Annotated in this window: 21 protein-coding genes, 1 tRNA gene, 1 riboswitch and 1 other annotated feature; of the genes, 11 read left to right on the forward strand and 11 right to left on the reverse strand. The window is 27.6% G+C overall.

What is annotated here, in order from left to right; genetic code table 11:
• Nucleotides 1-241 precede the first annotated feature (241 nt).
• From Q0Y03_RS09895 to Q0Y03_RS09920, 6 genes are all read left to right on the forward strand, one after another.
• The gene (locus Q0Y03_RS09895) at nucleotides 242-1,006 is read left to right on the forward strand and encodes a potassium channel family protein (protein WP_297713661.1); all 765 of its coding nucleotides are present in this window, start codon (nucleotides 242-244) and stop codon (nucleotides 1,004-1,006) included.
• A gap of 62 nt (nucleotides 1,007-1,068) precedes the next feature.
• Nucleotides 1,069-1,155 (forward strand) — tRNA-Leu (locus tag Q0Y03_RS09900).
• A gap of 135 nt (nucleotides 1,156-1,290) precedes the next feature.
• A complete protein-coding gene (locus tag Q0Y03_RS09905) occupies nucleotides 1,291-2,250 on the forward strand; it encodes a D-2-hydroxyacid dehydrogenase (RefSeq protein ID WP_297713662.1) in 960 nt (319 codons plus the stop codon).
• 56 nt (nucleotides 2,251-2,306) lie between these two features.
• Nucleotides 2,307-2,500: a binding site (T-box leader), on the forward strand.
• An 87-nt stretch (nucleotides 2,501-2,587) separates the two neighbouring features.
• Nucleotides 2,588-4,255, forward strand: coding sequence for a 2-isopropylmalate synthase (gene leuA, locus Q0Y03_RS09910; RefSeq protein ID WP_297713663.1), 1,668 nt, complete (start codon nucleotides 2,588-2,590; stop codon nucleotides 4,253-4,255).
• Nucleotides 4,256-4,385: 130 nt separating this feature from the next.
• Nucleotides 4,386-4,483: riboswitch (glycine riboswitch) on the forward strand.
• Nucleotides 4,484-4,701: 218 nt separating this feature from the next.
• Complete coding sequence (locus Q0Y03_RS09915) at nucleotides 4,702-6,108, forward strand: sodium:alanine symporter family protein (protein WP_297713664.1); 1,407 nt, start codon at nucleotides 4,702-4,704, stop codon at nucleotides 6,106-6,108.
• 207 nt (nucleotides 6,109-6,315) lie between these two features.
• Nucleotides 6,316-7,047 (forward strand): glycoside hydrolase family 73 protein, encoded by a 732-nt coding sequence (locus Q0Y03_RS09920; protein ID WP_297713665.1) that lies wholly within the window; start codon nucleotides 6,316-6,318, stop codon nucleotides 7,045-7,047.
• 450 nt (nucleotides 7,048-7,497) lie between these two features.
• Here Q0Y03_RS09920 and Q0Y03_RS09925 read toward each other — a convergent pair whose 3' ends face one another.
• The 6 genes from Q0Y03_RS09925 to Q0Y03_RS09950 all read right to left on the reverse strand — a co-directional run bounded on the left by Q0Y03_RS09925 (nucleotide 7,498) and on the right by Q0Y03_RS09950 (nucleotide 12,386).
• The gene (locus Q0Y03_RS09925) at nucleotides 7,498-7,770 is read right to left on the reverse strand and encodes an acylphosphatase (RefSeq protein WP_297713666.1); all 273 of its coding nucleotides are present in this window, start codon (nucleotides 7,768-7,770) and stop codon (nucleotides 7,498-7,500) included.
• Nucleotides 7,771-7,996: 226 nt separating this feature from the next.
• The gene (locus Q0Y03_RS09930) at nucleotides 7,997-9,058 is read right to left on the reverse strand and encodes a spermidine/putrescine ABC transporter substrate-binding protein (protein ID WP_297713667.1); all 1,062 of its coding nucleotides are present in this window, start codon (nucleotides 9,056-9,058) and stop codon (nucleotides 7,997-7,999) included.
• Between the two features lies 1 nt (nucleotide 9,059).
• On the reverse strand, nucleotides 9,060-9,872 hold the full coding sequence (locus Q0Y03_RS09935) for an ABC transporter permease (RefSeq protein WP_297713668.1): 813 nt from the start codon (nucleotides 9,870-9,872) through the stop codon (nucleotides 9,060-9,062).
• A gap of 14 nt (nucleotides 9,873-9,886) precedes the next feature.
• On the reverse strand, nucleotides 9,887-10,714 hold the full coding sequence (locus Q0Y03_RS09940) for an ABC transporter permease (protein WP_297713669.1): 828 nt from the start codon (nucleotides 10,712-10,714) through the stop codon (nucleotides 9,887-9,889).
• Nucleotides 10,704-11,756 carry a spermidine/putrescine ABC transporter ATP-binding protein gene (gene potA, locus Q0Y03_RS09945; protein WP_297713671.1) on the reverse strand — a complete coding sequence of 351 codons (1,053 nt, stop codon included), beginning with the start codon at nucleotides 11,754-11,756 and terminating at the stop codon, nucleotides 10,704-10,706. Before potA ends, Q0Y03_RS09940 begins: the two co-directional genes overlap by 11 nt.
• A gap of 90 nt (nucleotides 11,757-11,846) precedes the next feature.
• Nucleotides 11,847-12,386 (reverse strand): XRE family transcriptional regulator, encoded by a 540-nt coding sequence (locus Q0Y03_RS09950; RefSeq protein WP_291679999.1) that lies wholly within the window; start codon nucleotides 12,384-12,386, stop codon nucleotides 11,847-11,849.
• A gap of 612 nt (nucleotides 12,387-12,998) precedes the next feature.
• Between Q0Y03_RS09950 and pflA the strand changes: the two genes are divergently transcribed.
• The gene (pflA, locus tag Q0Y03_RS09955) at nucleotides 12,999-13,712 is read left to right on the forward strand and encodes a pyruvate formate-lyase-activating protein (RefSeq protein ID WP_297713672.1); all 714 of its coding nucleotides are present in this window, start codon (nucleotides 12,999-13,001) and stop codon (nucleotides 13,710-13,712) included.
• Nucleotides 13,713-13,771: 59 nt separating this feature from the next.
• Here pflA and Q0Y03_RS09960 read toward each other — a convergent pair whose 3' ends face one another.
• Both Q0Y03_RS09960 and rocF read right to left on the reverse strand, forming a co-directional pair.
• On the reverse strand, nucleotides 13,772-14,398 hold the full coding sequence (locus tag Q0Y03_RS09960; RefSeq protein ID WP_195467066.1) for a 3'-5' exonuclease: 627 nt from the start codon (nucleotides 14,396-14,398) through the stop codon (nucleotides 13,772-13,774).
• 112 nt (nucleotides 14,399-14,510) lie between these two features.
• Nucleotides 14,511-15,410 carry an arginase gene (gene rocF / locus Q0Y03_RS09965; RefSeq protein ID WP_297713673.1) on the reverse strand — a complete coding sequence of 300 codons (900 nt, stop codon included), beginning with the start codon at nucleotides 15,408-15,410 and terminating at the stop codon, nucleotides 14,511-14,513.
• A 445-nt stretch (nucleotides 15,411-15,855) separates the two neighbouring features.
• Between rocF and Q0Y03_RS09970 the strand changes: the two genes are divergently transcribed.
• The 4 genes from Q0Y03_RS09970 to Q0Y03_RS09985 all read left to right on the forward strand — a co-directional run bounded on the left by Q0Y03_RS09970 (nucleotide 15,856) and on the right by Q0Y03_RS09985 (nucleotide 21,211).
• Entirely contained in the window at nucleotides 15,856-17,376 is a 1,521-nt protein-coding gene (locus Q0Y03_RS09970; RefSeq protein WP_297713674.1) for an LCP family protein, read from the forward strand.
• Between the two features lie 133 nt (nucleotides 17,377-17,509).
• Nucleotides 17,510-18,163 (forward strand): site-2 protease family protein, encoded by a 654-nt coding sequence (locus Q0Y03_RS09975; RefSeq protein ID WP_297713676.1) that lies wholly within the window; start codon nucleotides 17,510-17,512, stop codon nucleotides 18,161-18,163.
• 157 nt (nucleotides 18,164-18,320) lie between these two features.
• A complete protein-coding gene (gene argS / locus Q0Y03_RS09980) occupies nucleotides 18,321-20,012 on the forward strand; it encodes an arginine--tRNA ligase (RefSeq protein ID WP_297713677.1) in 1,692 nt (563 codons plus the stop codon).
• 98 nt (nucleotides 20,013-20,110) lie between these two features.
• On the forward strand, nucleotides 20,111-21,211 hold the full coding sequence (locus tag Q0Y03_RS09985; protein WP_297713678.1) for an AI-2E family transporter: 1,101 nt from the start codon (nucleotides 20,111-20,113) through the stop codon (nucleotides 21,209-21,211).
• 36 nt (nucleotides 21,212-21,247) lie between these two features.
• On the opposite strand, the gene Q0Y03_RS09990 is transcribed toward Q0Y03_RS09985, so the two are convergent.
• The 3 genes from Q0Y03_RS09990 to Q0Y03_RS10000 are packed head-to-tail and all read right to left on the reverse strand — an operon-like array spanning nucleotide 21,248 to nucleotide 23,425.
• Complete coding sequence (locus Q0Y03_RS09990; RefSeq protein ID WP_363318736.1) at nucleotides 21,248-21,379, reverse strand: FeoB-associated Cys-rich membrane protein; 132 nt, start codon at nucleotides 21,377-21,379, stop codon at nucleotides 21,248-21,250.
• A gap of 34 nt (nucleotides 21,380-21,413) precedes the next feature.
• Nucleotides 21,414-23,171: a ferrous iron transport protein B gene (gene feoB, locus Q0Y03_RS09995; RefSeq protein WP_297713679.1), complete on the reverse strand. Its 1,758-nt coding sequence runs from the start codon at nucleotides 23,169-23,171 to the stop codon at nucleotides 21,414-21,416.
• 32 nt (nucleotides 23,172-23,203) lie between these two features.
• Entirely contained in the window at nucleotides 23,204-23,425 is a 222-nt protein-coding gene (locus Q0Y03_RS10000) for a ferrous iron transport protein A (protein WP_297713680.1), read from the reverse strand.
• Nucleotides 23,426-23,636 lie beyond the last annotated feature (211 nt).

A 23,636-nucleotide genomic window follows, 5' to 3' on the forward strand; every position in this document is an offset into this window, starting at 1 on the left:
CACATTTGGGGTAAACTTTCAGCTTTTATGTTAGTATTTAGTAATACTTTTTGTTTATAATTTTAAATTATATATTTAGTTATAAATAATAAATAATATCTATTTTCAGAATTTTAAAATTATTTAAATCTTGATTCACATTTTATTATATAAATTTAAGTTAGTTATGTGTTTCATAAATTTATACTATCTTACATAAATATAGATATATCAATCAATGTTTATAAGGGATATAATTTTTATGAGTAAGAAAAGTATATATGATTTTTTTATAGGATTATTAGCACTAATGCTTTCACTAATGTTAGTGATTGAGATATTTATTAATATACCTAATGAAGTTAAATGGACTTTTTATTATATAGATAATATAGTAAGATTAATATTTATAGGAGATTATTTTACTAGATTATCAATAAGTAAAGGAAAAAAACAATTTATAAAGAAAAATAAAATTGATTTATTTTCGATTTTTCCTATAAAGTTTTATATAAGAATTTTAGGTTTTACAATTCTACCTAATGTGATTAATCCATCATATTGTATAAAAATAATTAAATTTATGATGCTTGTAATATGTGCTATAAAATTTAAAATTAGAGTTAGAGATGAAATACGTAAAAATAGATTAAATTTTTTATTAGTGATTTCTACAATATTTATTGTCATAGGTGCAGTCTTAATTTCGCTTGTAGAAGGAATGCCTCTGGGGGATGCGTTATGGTGGAGCTTTGTAACTTTTACAACAGTCGGCTATGGAGATGTTTTATTAAAAACACAGTTAGGAAGAACTATTGCAGTATTATTAATGATAATAGGAATAGGGATTATTGGTGTTATAACTACTAGTCTAACATTGTCTATTATAGGAGGGAGAAAAGGATTTAGAAAGACATATAAAGATAGGGTTATTGATGATGTAAAAAGTATGCTAGATAATTATGATGAGTTAACACTTGAGGATATTGATAATATTGCTAAAATTTTAAAATCATTAAAGGATTAAATGGAAAATAATTCTTGAAAATAAGCTTGAAGTAATTTAAAATTAAATTAATAGGTATTTATGCAGGTGTGCTGGAATAGGCAGACAGGATAGATTGAGGGTCTATTAAGGGAATCCTTGTGTGGGTTCAAGTCCCACCATCTGCACCAATTATTATACTATAGACTATTTCAACGAAAAGATGCAGAGTTTGATAGCTAAATTACAAAAGACAAGCTGTTATTTGTATTTATTTTTAGAAATAGTTTTTTTGTTATATATTGAGTGAGGAAAGGAAATAAAAAATGAAAAAAATAGTAATATTAGATGGTAAAACATTAGGAGATATAAAATTAGATAAATTAAGTGAAATTGGAGAAGTTAAATATTATGACACTACTGATATTAGTGAAGTAAAGGAGAGAGTAAGAGAAGCTAATATAGTATTAACCAATAAAGTAGTTTTAAATAGAGAAAACTTAAGTGATGCAAATAATTTAGAATTTATAGCAGAGGTAGCTACTGGATTTAATAATATAGATGTAGAGTATGCTAAAGAAAAAGGAATAGGAGTAGCTAATGTTGCAGGATATTCTACTAATGCAGTTGTTCAACATACATTTGCAGTTGCTTTAGCTCTATTAGATGAGGTTACTTATTATGATAGTTATGTTAAGAGTGGAGAGTATTCAAAATCAGGATTATTTACATGTTTAGATAAACCTTATTATGAAATTGAGGGTAAAACTTGGGGAATAATAGGGCTTGGAAACATTGGTAAAAAAGTTGCTAAAATAGCTGAAGCTTTTGGAGCTAAAGTAGTATATTATTCAACAACAGGCAATAATTCTAATGATGAATTTAGTAGAGTATCTTTTGATGAGTTATTAAGTAAGAGTGATATTATTTCTATACATGCACCATTAAATGAGAATACTTTAGGATTACTAGATTATGATGCATTATGTAAAATGAAAAATTCAGCTATATTAGTTAATATGGGTAGAGGTCCTATTGTTGTAGAAGAGGATTTAGCAAGAGCTATTGATGAAAATAAAATTAGAGGAGCTGCTTTAGATGTATTTGAAGTAGAGCCAATAAATATAAATAGTTCTCTTTTAACAATGAAAAATAAGGATAAAATAATATTATCTCCTCATATAGCGTGGGCAAGTGTAGAGGCAAGAGAAAGGTTATTTAATGAGGTTATAGAAAATATAATAGCATTTTATAATGGTGAAATTAGAAATATAGTAGATAAATAAATATAGTATATTAATTGACAGGAATATACTTTTATAGTAAAATTATAAAAAGTCATAAAAAAGCAAAGATTGAGAGTAGTAGAAAATAAGTAATTTTTCAGAGAGTAGACGGGGCTGTGAGTCTATGAATTAATATTTTTGAACTCGCTCATGAGCTATAGGGATGAAATTTTAGTAGTCTTTATCGGAATAATACCGTTATTTTAATTAAGTGAAATTTTGGATGGTACCGCGCAAACACGCTCCAATATAAGGTGTGTTTGTGCGGTTTTTTTGCTTTGTTTTAAATGGCTTATTGCAAATCTATTATATTTAAATTTAAAGGGGGCTTTTATGAATGTTAAATTACAATAAGTATAGAAGATTTGAAACAATAAATTTTAAGGAAAGAACTTGGCCAAATAATATTGTTGAAAAAGCACCAATATGGTGCAGTGTAGATTTAAGAGATGGGAATCAGGCTCTTATAAATCCAATGAATATAGATGAAAAGATAGAGTTCTTTAATTTGTTAGTTAAATTGGGGTTTAAGGAAATAGAAGTCGGTTTTCCATCAGCATCTCAAATAGAGTATGATTTTTTAAGAAGATTAATTGACGAAAATTATATTCCTGATGATGTAGTAGTTCAAGTATTGACACAGGCAAGACCACATTTAATAGAAAAGACTTTTGAAGCATTACAGGGAGTTAAACAAGCCATAGTGCATATATATAACTCTACATCTGTGTTACAGAGAGATGTTGTTTTTAATATGAGCAAAGAGGAAATAAAGAAAATTGCTATAGAGGGAACAGAGCTTGTAAAAAAATATTCTTCAGACTTTGAAGGGAAAATATTTTTAGAATATTCACCAGAAAGTTTTACTGGTACAGAAGTAGAGTATGCTCTTGAAGTATGTGATGCAGTTGCAGATATTTGGGGAGCATCCCAGGATAATAAAATAATAATAAATCTTCCATCAACTGTTCAAATGGATACACCAAATATTTTTGCTGATCAAATAGAGTATATGTGTAAAAACTTTAAAGATAGAGAGAGAGTAATAGTAAGTGTTCATCCTCATAATGATAGAGGAACAGGTGTAGCTGATGCAGAATTAGCACTTTTAGCTGGAGCTGATAGAGTAGAAGGAACTTTATTTGGTAATGGAGAAAGAACAGGCAATGTTGATATATTGACTGTTGCATATAATATGTTTTCACATGGTGTAAATCCTATGTTAAATCTTGAAAATATAAATGAAATAATTGAAACATATGAAAGGTGTGTTAAAATACCTGTTCATGTAAGACATCCTTATGCTGGTAATTTAGTATTTACAGCTTTCTCAGGTTCTCATCAAGATGCTATAAATAAGGGAATGAAAAAGTACCAGGAAAGAGGAGGTAAATTATGGGAAGTGCCTTACTTACCTGTTGATCCAAGTGATTTAGGAAGAGAATATGAGCCTTTAGTAAGGATAAATAGCCAATCAGGAAAAGGTGGAGTAGCTTTCGTAATGGATCATTGTTTTGGATATAAGTTACCAAAGGCAATGCAACAAGAGTTTGCAGAAGTAGTACAAAAGATTTCTGAAGTTAAGGGAGAAGTTCAACCAAATGAAATTCTAGAAGTATTTAAGAAGGAATATTTAGAGTTAGATGAACCATTTAAATTAATAAATATATCTATATCTGATGTAAATCATGGAAGTAATGCAACTACTAAAGTTAATGCAAAAATTAAATATAATGATGTAGAAATTGATATAGAAGGTGTTGGTAATGGTCCTATAGACTCTTTAGGTAAAGCTTTATATAACAGTAATCTAATAAATATATCTATTATGGATTATAAGGAGCATGCATTAAGCAAAGGGTCAGAAGCAGAAGCTGCAGCTTATGTATATATGAAAAGAGATGATATATATAAGAAAACATTTGGGGTTGGAGTTGATAGTAATATAACACGTGCATCTATAAAATCTATAATTAGTGCAATAAATAGATTGTATAAATTGTAAAAAATACATTGATTTTTTTGAAATTAATGTATATAATGACCTTATAATTTAATATGTTCGGATGAAGGTAATGGGAGAGCGATTTGAATCCACCGAAGAAGTAAATCTTTCAGGTATTAGGACCGTTACTGGACGAGCCTCTGGAGAGACTCATATTAGAGCACCGAAGGAGCAAGGTTTAGTTTAAATTAAACTGAAACTCTCAGGTAAAAGGACAGGGGATAAAAGTGATTATAGTGAAAAAATAAATTGAATGTAAGGTGTAGGTCTACAAGTAATTACGTGGAGATAGAAAAAATGAAATATAAATTCTACGACTTAATTTCACAGTTGCTGGAAAATAAATATTTCATTTTTTCGCTTATACGCAACGAACAATTTAGTTTTTAAACCTATAGTTATTTTTAATCTCCTCCTATAAATTTATTTTTAAGGGGGATTTTTTTATGGAAATTTTTAAATCAATTGAGCAATTATTAAATAGTATTAATGGTATAGTATGGGGGCCACCTTTACTTATATTATTAGTTGGAACAGGAATTTATTTTACTTTTAAGTTAAAATTATTACAAATATTTAAGCTACCATTAGCTATTAAATATTTATTTTCAAAAGATGATGAAGAGTATGATGAGGATGCAAAGGGAGATGTATCAAGTTTTGCGGCACTTTGCACTGCTTTATCAGCAACTATAGGAACTGGAAATATTGTAGGTGTTGCAACTGCAATAGCAACAGGTGGTCCAGGAGCTCTTTTATGGATGTGGATAGCAGCATTTTTTGGTATGGCAACTAAATATGCAGAAGGTGTTTTAGCAATTAAGTATAGAGAAGTAGATGAAAATGGTCAAATGTCTGGTGGTCCTATGTATTATATAGAAAGAGGAGTAGGAAATAAATTTTTGGCCAAGATGTTTGCTGTTTTTGGTGTTGGAGTAGCACTTTTAGGAATAGGAACATTTGGACAGGTGAACTCTATAGCATCGGCAGCTAAAATAATATTTAATGTACCATCATGGATTAGTGCAGTAATTATTACAGTTTTAGTAGCATTAGTTACATTAGGTGGTATAAAGAGAATATCAAAAGTTGCTGAAAAGATAGTTCCAGCAATGGCAATCTTATATATATTAGGAGCATTGATGGTATTAGTGTTTAATTTCAAGGCTTTACCAGGAGCTATTATGTTAATATTGTATAGTGCAATTAATCCTAGAGCTGCATTAGGTGGTGCAGTAGGTATAACTGTGGCAATAGCTATTCAAAGAGGAGTGGGAAGAGGTGTATTTTCTAATGAAGCTGGTTTAGGAAGTGCACCAATAGCAGCAGCTGCTGCTAAAACAAAGTCTCCAGTTAAACAAGGGTTAATTTCAATGACTGGAACATTTATAGATACAATAATAATTTGTACAATGACAGGATTAGCTATAGTTTTAACAGGAAGTTTTAATAGTGGACTTAAAGGAGCTGAAATGACAACATTAGCTTTTCAACAAGGGTTACCTTTTGCAGTTTTAGGGAAATATATAGTAAATATAGGGTTAATATTTTTTGCATTTACTACTATTATAGGTTGGAACTATTATGGTGAGAGATGTATTGAATATTTAATTGGTGTAAAAGGTATAAAGCTATATAAATTTGTATTTATAGTATTTGTAGGGGTAGGGCCTTTTTTATCATTAGATTTAGTTTTTATAATAGCAGATATAGTAAATGGATTAATGGCATTACCTAATTTAGTTGGATTAATAGCATTGAGGCATGTAGTTATAAATGAGACTAATGAGTTCTTTGAAAAGTTAAATGAGGAAAGCAAAATAGCAAAAGATAATAAATTACAAGTTAATTAGAGAATAAAGGATCCATATATGTTATTAAGAATATATATGGATCCTTTTGCTTTTTAAAAAAGTAAAATAAGTAATAAACATTTAATAAATACATATTATTAAGTGTAATAAAAAATATATATAAAGGCAAAATAATTACAAAAAGAATATTAATTTAGAGATACCAAAATTATAAGGTGTATTTTAAAGGTTATAGGAGAGTTTGGAATGAAAAAAAAAATTAAATATAATGGGTTAAGGAGCTATACTCAAAGAAATAAAAAAATAAAGTTAGAAAAAATATGTATAGTTAGTGTATTTACAATTTTTACATTATATATAATGATTTTGAAATTAAGAAGTAATATTTCTGAAGAAACAAGTGATTTGAAAGAAATATCAGTTATAGAAAATAATACCCAAGAAGCTGCTTTAGAAGAAAGTAAGGTAGATCCTACTAATCAAGAGGTATATTCTAATACATATATAGATAGTGAAAAGATGGCCTTTATAGAAAGTATATCGGAAGGAGCTACTAGTAATTATAATAAGTATGGAATATTACCATCAATAACTATGGCACAAGCAATATTAGAATCAGGGTGGGGAAACTCTGAATTAGCAGTTACACATAATAATTTATTTGGAATAAAAGCTGATTTAAGATGGAATGGTGCTGTTGCTACTATAGTTACAAATGAAAATTATAATGACTCTACAGTAGCTAATTTTAGAAAGTATGATAGTATTAATGAATCAATTGAAGATCATGGAAAGTTTCTATATGAAAACTCAAGATATGCTGAATATGGATTATTTGATGGAAAAGATTATAAAGCTCAAGCACAAGCTTTAGAAGATGCAGGATATAGTACAGTTAAAAATGAGAATGGAGAGCCAATATATGCTGATAAATTAATATCACTTATAGAAAAATACAACCTAATGCAATATGACTAAATTGTTCGTTACGTGGAAGCGAAAAAATGAAATATTTATTTTCCAGTAACCGTGAAATTTTCACCTAGAATTTATATAATTGATTCCGTAAAGTTTGCTAAAGTTTTTAAACTCGCTATTCGCTCAAACAGTAAAAACTTCTTTACGCAACTTTACTACATCAATTATTAAATTCTACGGCTTAATTTCAATGGTCCTTCCAAATTAATATTTCATTTTTTCTTTTTTCACGTAACTAATTATAACCTTGCACCTTATAGTTAATCATTTCTGGCTACATATATATGACAAATAATTAACTTTTAAGGTGGCATTGCGGTTCAGCAAGTGGAAGAGAAAATATTAATGATATAACCGGAAGAAATATTGTAATTAAATTCTTAACGTAAATTACACAATTTCTGGAGGTTATATCATTAATTTTTCGGATCCATGTGGTGAACGATGTTTTTAATAGTGTTCTGTGAAGGTATGTTCTTGAGGGAGTGTTTCTATTTTCTTTTGATAAAGCTCATCAACTCTGATAAAGTGATTCCCTTTTTTGATATTTTTAATAAATTTTTCAATGGAACTTTCTTCACCTTGAACTTCCATTTCTACCATGCCATTATCCATATTTCTAACCCAGCCGGTTAAATCTAATGTACGAGTATTCATTGTACAGAAGAATCTGAATCCAACGCCTTGTACACGACCTTCAACAATTATATAGTATCTAATCATAAGTTCCTCCTTTTATAAACAACCATATATTTAGAATTATATCATATATAAAAATAGTAGCTATAAGATATAATTTTAAAAATCCAAAATTAAAGTTTTGGAAAATTACTGATAAAATGTTAGGCTACATAAGATTAGAGAAATAAAAAGGAGTATAAATTTAAGAGAAAGAAGGAAACATAAAAAATAATGCAGAAACTATTTAATAAGTTTCTGCATTATTTTTTTATTGAGAAAGTACTTCTGTAAAAGCATTCTCATATAGTTTTAATGTTTCAGGATCTAAATTTGTAAATAACACACATTTAGACAATGTTTCTTCAGATGGATATGCAGCAGGGTTATTTTTAGTCTCTTCATCAAGTAAATCATAAGCTGCAGTATTAGGTGTAGAGTATCCAATATAATCTACATTTTCTTTAGCATTTTCAGGATCACATAAGAAGTTTATGAAAGCTTCAGCAGCAGCTTTATTAGGTGCACCCTTTGGAATACATAAAGCATCTACCCATTTATTAGAACCTTCTTCAGGTACAACATATTTCATATCAGGGTTTTCATTCATTATATAAATTGCATCACCAGACCAAACTGTAGCAAGCATTTTTTCTCCTGAAATCATATTATCTTTAACTTCATCAACAACATAAACTGGATTAGTTAATTTTCTTTGATTTAATAACTCTTCTTTAGCAGAATCTATCTCACTAGAATCTGTAGAATTTATAGAGTATCCAGCTTTTATTAAAGAAATAGCCAAAGAATCTCTAAGAGAATTGAACATATAGACTTCATCTTTATATTTAGAATCCCAAAGTATATCCCAACTAGTTACAGGTTCTGTAATTCTTGTACTATCATAAATTATACCTATAGTTCCCCACATGTAAGGTACAGAATACTCATTTGTAGGATCGTAAGATAAGTTTTTATAATTATCTCCTATATTCTTATAGTTAGGAATGTTATTAAAGTCTATCTTTTCTAATAAGTCTTCTTCTATCATTTTTTCAATCATATAGTCAGATGGTACAACTAAGTCATAAGTACCAGGATTAGTTTTAACTTTTTGATACATTATTTCATTAGTATCATAAGTTGAATAGTTTACTTTGATTCCTGTTTCTTTTTCAAATTTTCTGATAAGCGCCTCATCGATGTAATCACCAACGTTAAAGAAGTTTAATGTTCCATTTTCTCCAGCATTACTACCTCCACACCCAACAAAAAGAGAAGTTGTTAGTAAAGTTGCTGAAACTAATGCTGCTAATTTTTTAAATCTTTTCAATTTATTCACCCCTTGAAGTAAATTCTTTTCTATTTACAATTAATAATAAAATTAATACTGTTATAAACATTAAAGTAGATAATGCGTTAATTGAAGGATTAATTCCTTTTCTAGCCATAGAGTAAATTTCAATAGAAAGATTAGTTACTCCAGGACCAGTTGTAAAGAAACTAATTACAAAGTCATCAATTGACATTGTAAAGGCCATTAATAAACCAGCAACTATACCAGGTTTTATTTGAGGTAAAATTATTTTTCTCATAGCATATCCTGGTGTTGCACCTAAATCTAAGGCTGCCTCAGTTATATTAGAAGGTAGTTGTCTTAGTTTAGGTAATACAGATAATATAACATATGGAATGTTAAAAGTAATATGTGCTAAAAGCATTGTTGTAAATCCAAATTGAGCATTTATTCCTATCTTATTTAATATAGGAAAGATAAATATAAATAAACTCATTATAGATATACCTGTAACAATATCAGGGTTTAATACAGGTAGATTATTTATATTTAATAAAGTTTTTTTAGGAAGTCCTTTCATTCTATGGATTCCTATTGCTGCTAATGTACCTATTATTGTAGCAACAATAGATGAAATAACAGCTATTATTATTGTGTACTTTAATGCTTCCATTATTCTAGCATTTTGAAAAAGTTGGGTATACCATCTTAAAGTAAAACCGCTCCATTTTCCCATGGATTTTGAATCATTAAAGGAGAATACCATTAAGGTAACTATTGGTGTATAAAGAAATATAAAAATTAGTATTAAGTAAAATCTTTTAATGAAAGATTCAAGTTTTCTTATCATAGTATATCTCCTTCCTATTTATCATCTTTACCTTCAAATTTATTCATGAAGGCCATTGAAATTAATATTATTATCATCATAAATATTGCAATAGCAGAACCAAAGTTCCAATCGCCCATTGTTGTATATTGTGTTTCAATTAAATTACCAAGTAACATGTATTGACCGCCACCTAGTATTCTTGAAATAACAAATGTAGAAACAGCAGGCATAAATACCATTGTAATTCCTGAAATAACACCAGGCATACTTAAAGGTATAATTATTTTAGTGAATATTTTCTTTCTATTTGCACCTAAATCTGCAGCGGCATTAATTAAGTCTTTATCAATTTTTGTAAGAACAGTATATATAGGCAATATCATAAATGGTAAAAAGTTATATATCATACCTAAAAGTACTGCAAAATCATTATAAAGAATATCAATACGGGAAAATCCTAAAGTAACTAAAAAGTTATTAATAAGTCCGTTTTTACCTAATATAGGAAGCCATGCATAAGTTCTAAGTAAGAAATTCATCCACATTGGAACGATAAAAAGCATAATTAATATATTTCGCTTTCCTTCTTTCATTTTAGAAATTAAATATGCAACAGGATATCCAAGGACAAGACAGCCTAATGTAGCTTCCGCAGCTAAAAGTAAACTTCGCCAAAATACTTTTAAATAATTAGGATCAATTAATCTTTTGAAGTTTTCAAGAGAAAAGCTATAATTATCTCCAGATTTTACTGTAAAACTAAAAAAAACTACAATTAAGAGTGGAATAACAATAAAAAGAGCACTCCAGACAATATAAGGTGATGCTGGAAGTATACCTTGATTATTTTTATTTTTCATGAGTCTCAACCTTTCTCATTATATGAATTGCTTCAGGATCTATAATTAATCCTACAGTACTGCCAACATTTGCACTTTTTATATTATGTATTATCCACTTATCATTTTCAGTTTCTACTTCTATTTCATAATGAACACCTTTAAAGATTACTGAGTTAACTTTTCCAGTTAACATTCCTTTATCAACAGTTGTAATTTCAATATCTTCTGGTCTAATTACAACGTCAATATCTTCATTTTCATTAAAACCACTATCTACACAAGTGAAAACATTATTAGAAAATCTAACTTTGTAATCTTCTATCATAATTCCATTTAATATATTACTTTCTCCAATAAAGTCTGCAACGAAAGCATTAGCAGGTTCATTGTATATATCTTCTGGTGAACCCATCTGTTGAATTACTCCTTTATTCATTACAACAATAGTATCTGACATTGTTAAGGCTTCTTCTTGGTCATGAGTTACAAATATAAATGTTATTCCAAGTCTTTTTTGAATTTTTTTAAGTTCTAACTGCATTTCTTTTCTAAGTTTTAAATCTAATGCGCCAAGAGGTTCATCAAGCAAAAGAACTTGTGGTTCATTTACTAAAGCTCTAGCAATAGCAACTCTTTGTTGTTGACCACCACTTAATGATTCAACAGATCTTTTTTCAAAGCCTTCAAGAGCAACCATTTTTAGCATTTCACGAACCTTTTTATCAATTTCTTCTTTAGGAACTTTTTTAATTTTTAATCCAAATGCAATATTTTCATATATATTCATATGAGGAAATAATGCATACTTTTGGAATACTGTATTTAATTGTCTTTTATAAGGTGGTAAATCTGATATGTCATTTCCATCAAAGACAACTTTTCCACTATCAGCAGTTTCAAATCCTGCTATGATTTTAAGAGTAGTTGTTTTACCGCATCCACTAGGACCAAGTAAAGTTAAAAATTCATTTTTACGTATATTTAATGAAAGGTTATCTAAAACAGTATTATCACCATAGACTTTAGAAATACCTTGTATTTCGATAATATTTTGACTCAAAAAAAACACCTCTTTCTTTAATGTTAACACTTTGTCTTGTTAGCCAATTGATTAAGTTATATTAGCTAAATTGAAAATTTAGAGTATTACTTAAAATGATGGTGGAGTAGAAATCCAAATAACTTTAGCTGATGTCTTTCCACTGTTGCTTATATAATGATTTGATCTTGGTTTAAAATAAAAACTTTCATTTTTTTTAACTTTGTAAGATTTATCACCAAGATGTAAAGTTATTGTTCCAGATAAAACATAACCAAACTCTTCTCCTTGATGAGGTTCTTCTTCTATATACTTTCCACCTGGATCTAATGTTATCATTATAGGTTCCATTTCATTTTTTTGTGCATTTGGAACTAACCACATTAATTTGTATTTTAAATCATGATTTTCGGTTTCAAACATATCTTCATATTTATAGGTTACTTTTTCATCCTTATCATCACTAAAGAATTCTTTTAAGTTTGTTCCGAGTATTTCAAGAATATCTATTAGTGTAGCGATAGATGGCGAAGTTAAATCATTTTCAACTTGAGATATAAAACCTTTGGATAATTCACATCTATTAGCAAGTTCTTCTTGTGTTAGTCCTTTTTCAATTCTCATTCGTTTTATTTTATCACCAATTTGCACAATTTCACCTTGCCTTTCAATTAGTTTAATAATAACTATTACTAAACTAAAGGTTTAAAATTACTAAACAAACAATGTTATTATATAGACTTGTAAATGAAAAATCAATATTTTTTTGAAAAATATTTAAATAAAAAATTCTTTATATAACCTTATAAATAAAGGGTTTGAAGAAAAGGAATAAAAAAAGTTTAACATTTATACATTAAAAGTTTAGTATAACTAAGAAACGACTAAATTATAAAAAAAAACAAAATACTCAATTTAAGGGGGAATAGCAAATTATAGATATAAATTTTCTTATATAATTAAAATAAAAAATTCTATATAAATTTATAATTGGTAAACAACAGAAAAAAATACATATAAAATTATTAAATATAAATTTATATTTAATATGATAATAAAAAATATAAGTTCATATAAAATAATATTAATTTAAATAATAATTATTATCTAGTCATAATAGTTATATGAAAGTATTAACAAATTTAAAGTTAAGGTGTATAATAATGTCTGTTGGGGAAAATAAAAATAATGTTATGAAGAAAAAAATTGATAAAGCTAAAGAATATTTAACATAAACTTATAAGATAAGATGGAGGAGAAGCAATGTTAAAGGGAACAGTACATTCAATAGAGACAATGGGATTAGTAGATGGACCAGGTATTAGAGTTGTAGTATTTATGCAAGGATGTGCATTAAGATGTCAATACTGTCATAATCCAGATACATGGAGTGATAAAGGGGAAGAAACATTAGAATTTACTCCTGAGGAACTAGCAAATAAGATTGCGAGATTTAGAAGTTATTTTGAAAGATCTGGAGGTGGAGTTACTTTTTCAGGTGGAGATCCATTAAGACAACCAGAGTTCTTAAAAGAATGTTTAAGACTTTGTAAAGAAAAGGGAATACATACTACATTAGATACATCTGGAGTGGGATTTGGAAATTATGAAGAAATATTAAAGTATACAGATTTAGTTCTTTTTGATGTTAAGCATCTTACACCAGAAGGATATAAGGAAATGACAGCAATAAAAATAGATGAAAGCTTAAAATTCTTAGAAGCATGTAAGAAGTGCAATACAAAAATCTGGATAAGACAAGTTGTTGTTCCAGGAATGACTGATAGTGAAGAGTATATAACTTCATTAGGAGAATTTATTAAATCTTTAAATAATGTTGAAAAAGTAGAATTACTTCCATATCATTTACTTGGAGTAAATAAATACGATAACATGGGAATAAAGTATAGACTAGAGGGTGTTCCTGCAATGGATAAAGAAAAATGTAAAGAGTTATATAAATTACTTAATTTATAAAATAAAAAATAGTAGTAAACTTTATAAAGAGTTTGCTACTATTTTTTTATTAATTTAAATTAAAGTTGGCTTGAAAAAAATCCAGGTTTTATTAATTTTTTCTTCATACCTTCAATGACTAAAAGATAAACAGCAGCGGTATCAAATCTAGCATCATGATAATTCCCACTACCTTGGAATAATTCATCAGCTTTTTTTGCAATAGCATCATCAGTAATTCCTAAATATTCTATTGTTTCAGAAAGCTTTGGATTTTTAATTCCATTACCATTTGGTGAAGGGATTTTACATATATTTTTATAATATGCCATAGTACAGAATGTTCTTTTTGGTTCCCAAGTTGCATCTATCATTCCAGCTTCATATAGCGAATTAACTTCATGTTTTAAAAACTTAACATCAAATTGAACATTATGACCAATAACAAAATCTGCATCAAAAAAATCACTCATAAAATCTTGGATTTGTTCTAGAAATTCTAATCCATCAGATAATTCATAAAGTTTTTCAAGAGAAAAACCATGAACTTCTTGAGCTGCAGGATCCATTTCATCAACTGTAAAGAAAAAGTTTTTACCTATAGTTGTTTGTGGTTTTGTAGATGTATCTACCGTTATATAACTTAACTGGCATATGTGGCCAGGACGTACGCTAGTTGTTTCAGTATCGAAAAATAATAATTTCATCTTTACCTCCAAAATTTTAATTTATTCATTTTATGATATCATAACTTATGTTAATAAACAAATTAATAATAAAAAATCACCCTTATATAACATCTATATAAAGGTGACATTTTTACTTTAATTTTTTAGATATAAGTTTTAATAATTCTATGCAAGTTTCCTTAGTTCTATTATTTTTATCTAAATCAGGATTATATTCTACAAAATCCATAGATTTTACCAAGCTTGTACCTAAAATGGATTCAAGTAATACTTTGCTTTCATTATAAGATAATCCATTATTAACTGGAGTTCCAGTACCAGGAACATACTCTGGATCTAAACAATCTATATCATAGGAAAGGTGAATATTTTTTATATTCTTTTCTTTTATTAATGATAATAGTTCATTAATAACTACAGTAGTTCCCTTATCATTTATATCTTTATTTGTCCAAACATTAATATTTAATTTATCTATTAAAGCTATTTCACCAGCATCTAAATCACGACAAGCTAAAATAAAAACATTTTCTGGTTTTATTTTAAAGTTATCAAAGAAAATAGAAGTTAATTTATCATATCCAATGCCCATTGATGCAGCTAAAGGCATTCCATGAATATTTCCAGATGGTGAGGTCTCATCAGTATTTATATCTCCATGAGCATCAATCCAAATTACAGCTAAATCATTTCCTAAAAATTTACTAGCACCAGCAATTGATCCTAAAGCTAATGAGTGGTCACCACCAACAGTAAGAGGTAAGGTGTTATTTTCTAATGCACTTAAAACCTTAGCAGCTAACCTGTTATTTGCCGCAACAACTTGATCTAAATATTTTAATTTTGAATTGCTTAAGAACTTATCTTCAGCATTTACTTTTTCAACTTCAATATCTCCTAAATCACTAACAGTATGATTTTCTTGAAAAATATCTATAAGGTTGTTTTTTCTTAATTCTTCAGGTCCCTTTTCTACTCCAGGTTTATCACAACCATAAAAAAGAGGCATTCCAATAATACTTATATTCATAAAAAGACCTCCATCGATTATCTAAATTTTGAACAATATTTATAATAATACTTTAAATAATATAAGTAAATAATAAATTTTATTTTATTTATTAAAATATAAGTTAAAATATATACATAATTTATTTATATTATATCCAATATTATAAAAAAGATGTTTTCTTTTAAAGGAGAAAATATATAAAAATGAGTTTCTTTGTTTAATAAAATAATAAAATAAAGGGAAAATAACTATTTTTGTGTGGAAAATTTATAATAATTAGATAGAATTTTAACAAATTACAAAAATATTATTAAAAAATTAAAATTTCATGTAAAATATGATATTATTATATGTGTTAATTTATAATTATAAAATGTAAATTACATAAACTATATTTAAAATAATAATGCATATACTTAACTTTTAATATTAAAATTAATATTTTTGAAGGGATGGCACAGAGATGAGTGAACCAAATGGAAAAAGAAAAAAAAATTCTAGAAAGAAAAGATGGTCAACTAAAAAGAAGGTTATAGTATCGACAGTTATTGTTTTTGCTTTATTAATATGTACTATTGTAACTGGATATATGGTTATTAGAAGCAAAATATATTCGGGATTAACTCCCTCAGAAACAATATCAGATACTGAATATAAAGAAATTGAAGGAATAACTAATGTTCTATTAATAGGAACGGATGCAAGAACATTAGATGAAGCATCGAGAGCAGATTCTATTATTATTGCTACATTAGACAATAATAATAAACAAATAAGATTAACTTCATTATTTAGAGATACACTAGTTAATATTCCAGGTCATGGAGAAGGAAAATTAAATGCAGCATTAGCATATGGGGGAATAGAGCTTTTAATTGAAACTATAAAAGAAACTTATGGAATTAGCCTTGACAAATATGTAATTATTAATTTCTGGGGATTTGAAGCAATTATTGATCAAATGGATGGATTAGAATTAAATGTAGAAGAGTATATGTTAGAGGAGTTAAATAAGTATATTGGTGAATCTACAGGTGGAAATGACTGTCCAGTTAAAGAAGCAGGATTACAAGTTTTAAATGGGAAACAAGCTTTATCTTATGCAAGAATAAGAAAAGGTGTTGGAGATGAATATGCAAGAACTGATAGACAAAGGGAGGTTTTAATAAAGGTAGCAGAAAAATTAAAAGAAACTAAGCCAAGTAAATATTTAGGGATAATGAACAGTATGTTAGATCATATAAAAACTAATATTGAGCCAATACAAGCTTTAAATATGGCATATACTATATATAAATTCCCAAGTTTGGATGTTCAACAACTTCAAATACCAATTCCAGAGTTAACTGATGGAGGATTATATAAAAACTTAGGATGGGTGTTCTTAATGGACGTAGAGCAAAATGCTAAATTTTTAGATGAATTTATATTTGAGGGAAAAGTTCCAAACCCTGATGAATATGATTATAATTCATTGAAAGAAGCAATATCTAATTATAAGACAGATTCAGAAGATTATAGTAATAAACATAATATTGATCCAGAAGATTATATAGATAATAGTGAAGATATAGTTACTCCACCATCTAAAAATGATAGTAGTGATGATAATAAGGATGAAAGTACAGGAGGAAGCACAGATCAAAATACTGGAGGAAGCACAGATCAAAATACTGGAGGAAGTACAGATCAAAATACCGGAGGAAGTACAGATGAAAATGCTGGAGGAAGTACAGATGAAAATACCGGAGGAAGTACAGATGAAAATACCGGAGGAAGCACAGATGAAAATACCGGAGGAAGCACAGATGAAAATACCGGAGGAAGTACAGATGGAAATACAGATGGAAATACCGGGGGAAATACAGATGGAAATACCGGGGGAAATACAGATGGAAATACTGGAGAAAAGCCAGGTGGAAATACCGGAGAAAACACTGATAATGGAAATACAGGAGCACAAAATACAACACCTAATAACTAAAATTAATTGAATAAATATAAAATAAAAGCGATGAACACATCGCTTTTATTTTATTAAATTATTATTAATATAATACTTTATATAACAATATGTGGTATAATAATCAAATAAACAACAGGGAGGAGATAAATTAATGGGCTCGTTTAGAATGGAATTACTAGAAATTATTTTAAAAATACCAGCTATATTAATAGCTTTTACTGTTCAAGGCTATGCAAAAGCTTTAGTTGCAGATAAATTAGGAGATAAAACACCAAGGTTTCAAGGTAGATTAACTTTAAACCCATCAGCTCATGTTGATTTAATTGGCTTTATAATGATTTTGATAGCTGGATTCGGATGGACTAAACCATTAAATACTAATCCAAGTGCATATAGGAGAGGATATAAAGATGCAATAAAGGTTTCTGTTGCAGCACCATTAGCTAATTTATTAGTGGGCTTTGTAGGAACAATATTATATGTAGCTATATATAAATTTTCACCTAATATTTTATCAGATGATACAATATTTTTTATATTAATTAGTATGGTAAGGTATATTGCAGTAATAAATGTAAGTTTATTTGTATTTAATTTACTACCTCTACCAGGATTAGCCGGGTTTGATATATTTAGAGATTTATGGCCCAAAAAATTTTACAAGGTGTCAGATAAGATATATCAATATCAATTTTTAATACTTATTGCAATTATATTTATTGGTGGAACTATTTTATCAATACCAGTTAGCCTTATTTTAAATGGATTTATGGTTTTTGCAAGATTAATATTTGGAATTTTTTAAAAGGTGGCAATTAATTTTGCCACCTTTACTTATCTGATTGAGTTATTATATACTCCTTCTAGGGATAAAACCTTTAAATCTAAATTAAGATTTAATTGTTTTTCAAAGATGCGTTTTTTATTATTAAGGCAAAATATAAAAAATAGAGGAATAAATAATGAATTACAAAAATGAAATTGCTGAAGTTATTAAAAATAATGTTGATATAGAGTTGGAAGCAATAGAAAAATTAATAGAAATTCCACCACAGCCAGAGATGGGGGATTATGCATTTCCATGTTTTCAATTAGCTAAAATCCTTAGAAGAGATCCTAATATAATTGCTAGGGAACTAAAGAGTAAGTTAAATCAAGATAACTTTGAAAAGGTAGAAAGTTTAGGAGCATATGTAAATTTCTTTATTGATAAAAGTGAGTTTATAAAAAGCACTTTAGAAAAAATATTATCAGAAGGGGATGATTATGGGAGCTCTAATATTGGAGAAGGTAAGACTATATGTATTCAATATTCATCACCTAATATAGGAAAACAATTTCAATCAGGAGATTTATTTAGTACTTTAATAGGCAACTCTCTTTATAAGTTATTTGAAAAGGAAGGATATAAAGTTGAAAGGTTAAATTATTTAGGAGATTGGGGAAGTAAATTTGGTAAATTAATATCTGCATATAAAAGATGGGGAAATGAAGAAGCCTTAGAAAATGATGTTATAGAAGAACTTTTAAGAATATATGTTAAGTTTCATGAAGAGGTACAGAAAGAGTTATCATTAGAGGAGGAAGGAAGACTATATTTTAAAAAGTTAAAGGATAAAGAGGATGAAGTAGAAGCTTTATGGAATAAGTTTAGAGATTTAAGCTTAAGAGAGTTTAAAAAGATTTATGATGTATTTAATATAAAATTTGACTCATATTTAGGAGAATCATTTTATGATGATAAAATTGAAGATGTATTTAATGAGTTAAGAGAAAAGAAGTTATTATCTCAAAGTAATGGGGCACAAGTAGTAATGCTTAATAAATATAATATGCCTCCATGTATTATTTTAAAAGATGATGAAAAAACAGGATATGTAGCTAGGGATTTAGCTGCTGCTATTGATAGGAAAAAAAACTATAATTTCTATAAATGTATATATGTTGCTGAAGCTCCTAAGACATTATATTTTAAACAAATATTTAAAGTTTTAGAGTTATTAGAGTATAAATGGGCAAAGGATTGTATACATGTTGGGTTTGGATTAGTCAAATTTAAGGATAGAAGAAATTTTACAAGAAAAGGTGAAGTTGTAATTTTAGAAGATTTAATAAATAAATCTATAGATAATATTTTACAAAGAATAAATGAGAAGAATCCAAACTTAGAAAATAAAAAACAAATTGCAGAGAAGATAGCTGTAGGATTATTAATATTCACTTATTTAAAGAATTCAATAGAAAAAAATATAATATTTGATTTGAAGGAAACTCTTTCATTTGAAGGCGAAACTGATTTATATGTACAAAAGCTATATATTATAGCTAATGGGATATTAAAAAGCTCTGCAGACATTGATATAGCTCCCAATTTTAAAAAGTTAAATTCAAAAGAGGAGTTAGATTTAGTTAAAATCCTAGAAGGATTTCCTATTACAATTCATAATTCTATAGAAAATTTAGAGCCGTCAATAATGACAAAATATATAATAGAAGTTGCTGATAAATTTAATAAGTTTAATAGTGTTCATTCACTGTTAAATTTGGAAGATAAAGAATTGATGAAGGCAAGATTAGTTTTAGTTGAGGCTACTTGTCAAGTTATAAAAAATGCATTAGCTTTAATAGGAATTGAAGTAGTAGAAGAAACCTAGTGTTTATATTAAATTTAGTTAAATATAAGGAAATATTAATATATAATTTACACTGTTTTTGATATAATAAGAGATAGTAAAAGAGAGGTGAAAAGTTAGTGTTTCTAAAGAATAATAAATATAACAGTTTAATAGTAGCTGTATTAATTACTATAGTAGTATCACTGCTAGCTTTCAAGCTGATAGATAATATTGAAATATTTATTAATATAATTAAAAAATTTATCTCATTATCTATGTCCTTTGTTTATGGGATAGTAATTGCATATGTTTTAACTCCAGTTGTTAAATTATTTGATGAGAAAGCAAAATTAAAAAGAGGAGTATCTATAGCTTTAACTTATGCTATTTTAATTGGAGGAATAACTATTTGGGCATTGTATGGAATACCTGGACTCATAGAAAATGTAAAGGAAATAGGAAGAGATATACCTAATTACATAAACTCTATTGAAGATGTTGTTAATGGTGTTTTAGAGCAAGAGGAATTTAGTAGTATTATAAACAATAATAGCGCTAAAATAAATGTTGATACATATATAGACAAAACTGGGAAAATGCTTATTAGTGCATTAGAAAGCTCGTTAGTTCAAGTAGTAAACTTATCATCAATAATTTTTAAGTTTATTATTGGATTATTAGTAGCTATATATATTCTTATAGATAAAGAAAGATTACTACGTGAATGTAAAAGAATGATGTATTTAACTTTAAAGAAAGAGAAAAGTGATAAATTAATTGAGTTTATTAAAATATATAATTCTATGATAGTAACATATATAGGTATAAAGGCAATTGATTCAATGATAATAGGGATATTAGCATTTATATTATTAAATATAGTAGGGTCTGAATACACAATATTATTATCTATATTAGTTGGTGTAACTAATATGATACCTTATTTTGGGCCATTTGTAGGTGAAGTTATAGGGCTTTTAATAAATGTATTTGTATCACCTACAAAAGGGATTATTGTATTTTTAACATTATTCTTATTGCAGATGTTTGATGGTTGGTATTTAGATCCTAAGCTTATAGGAGATAAAGTTGGGGTTAGACCATTTTGGATTATTTATGCAGTTGTAATAGGAGGGGGCTTCTTTGGTCCTATAGGAATGCTTTTAGCATCTCCAACAGCAGCAACAATTAAAATATACTATGGAAAACTTTTAGAGAAGAATAAGGTTATAATTTAATTATATAAAAAATAAGAACTGTACTAAACACAGTTCTTATTTTTTATACTTCGAGCAGTGAGATGAACAACTTCCACAGTTACAATCACCTTTTGAAGATTTTTTTATGTTTTTAAATAATATATATCCAGCAGCTATAACTAATAAAGCTGTAATAAAAATTTCCAAATAAATTCACCTTCTTTTAAGTAAAGATTGAAATTTAAATAAATAACGAACCTATATTAAATACTAAGAATGCAACTAGCCAAGCTAAAATTAATTGGTAAGTTACAGAAAATAAAGTTAATTTTGATCCGAATTCCTTTTTCATAGTACCAACAACAGTAATGCATGGTGTATAAAGCAAAACAAATACTAAAAATGATATTGCTGATAGTGTAGTAAAATGAAGTGGTAGCATTAGCTGTAAATCACCTGCAAAGATTACGCTCATCGAAGAAACAACAGTTTCTTTAGCAATTAATCCTGTTAACAATGAAACTGATGCTTGCCAGTTACCAAACCCTAGAGGTTTAAATATTGGTGCAATAAAACCACCTACAGAAGATAATATACTATTGTTAACATCTGTCATACCAGAAAAATTAAAGTTTGATAAGAACCATAAAATTATACTCATTGCAAAAATTAATGTACCAGCTTTTACTAAAAATCCTTTAGTTTTTTCATATAATTGATTTAAAAGATTTTTTAATGATGGCAATTTATATTCTGGCAATTCTATAAGTAAAGGTTCTTCTTCATTTTTAAATATTGTATGCTTAAAGATTATACCAAGTATAAATGCTAATAATATACCTAAGAAGTAAAGTGAAGCTACAACAAATCCGATACTATTAGGGAAAAATACAGCTGCAAATATACTATAAACAGGTAATCTAGCATTACAACTCATTAAAGGAATCAATAAAGCAGTAAGTTTTCTATCTTTTTCACTTTCTAAAGTTCTTGCAGTCATAATTGCAGGAACAGAACATCCAAAGCCAACAATCATAGGAATAAATGCTTTTCCTGATAGCCCCATTTTTCTCATGATTTTATCCATTATAAAAGCTACTCTCGCCATATATCCACTATCTTCTAAAATAGTTATACAAGCAAAAAGTGATAATATTATAGGTAACAACACTAATATTCCGCCAACACCACCTATAATACCATCTATAATTAATGATTGGAACCAAGGGGAACTTTCTTGAATTAAGTTTTCAATTATAGGAACTAAAGAGTCATTTAATAATGAATCTAATAGGTCTGAAAGCGGTTGTCCTATCCAAGAGAAGGTTACTTGGAATGTTAACGCCATAATTATAAAGAAAATAGGATAAGCAAGCCATGGATTTAGCATTATATTATCTAATTTTTCTTTTATAGTCCTTGTTGATTTATTATCTTTTTTAGTACATTGACTTAATAAGTTTTCTATGTAAGTATAAGTTTCTTTTTCACTTGAAAAATTATAATCATTATTATCTATTTTATTGGTATGAAGATTTTTTAAAGCTTTTTTTACATCATCTATACCTTGCTCCTTAGATGCTTGTATAGGAACAACAGTTACATTTAAAAGTTTCTCTAATTTTTTATAATCGATATCTATACCTTTTTTTTCAGCTACATCTATCATATTAACAGCTAAAATAATAGGTTTTTTAAATTGCTTCAGTTGCATAGTTAAGTATAAGTTTCTATCAATATTAGAAGCATCGATAATATTTAATATTAAATCTACTTGTCCATTTTCTAAAAACTCTTTTGATATTTTTTCTTCATTTGAAAAAGTATCCATAGCATATATACCAGGTAAATCTACTATTTTAAAATCATCAAAAAAGCCTTCTTTTTTATCTACAGTTACACCTGCCCAATTACCAACCCTTTGATTAGAGCCAGTTAAGCTATTAAAAAGTGTAGTTTTTCCAACGTTGGGATTACCAAGCAAAGCTACATTTTTCATTTCGTCATCCCCTTATTTTTATCTTTTTGTAATTAATCTATTAGAATAATATTTTTAGCATCCTTTTTACGTATAGCTAAATCAAAACCTCTTAAGTTTACTACTAAAGGATCACCTAAAGGAGCAACCCTTTTTAATTCTATTTCAGTTCCCTGAATAAGACCTAAAGCATAAAGTCTTTTAGTAAGTTTATTATTTCCTTTTATTTCATGTATTTTAGCTTTTTCGCCAAGCCTTAAATCACAAAGGCACATTTATATCACCTCAAATTGAAAATCATTATCAAAAAAATCTTACAAATATATGATAGCAAGAAAAGAAGGCTTGGTCAATATAAACAACATATTTAAAAACAAATTTACTATATGTTTGAAAAAAGTAAGAAGTATAAATGGTATTCACTGTATTAATAACATGGTATAATAAAAAGATATAGATATACAAATTATAAAACAGGAGATAAAT

The organism is Clostridium sp., from assembly GCF_026168755.1.
Taxonomy (GTDB): Bacteria; Bacillota; Clostridia; order Clostridiales; family Clostridiaceae; genus Clostridium.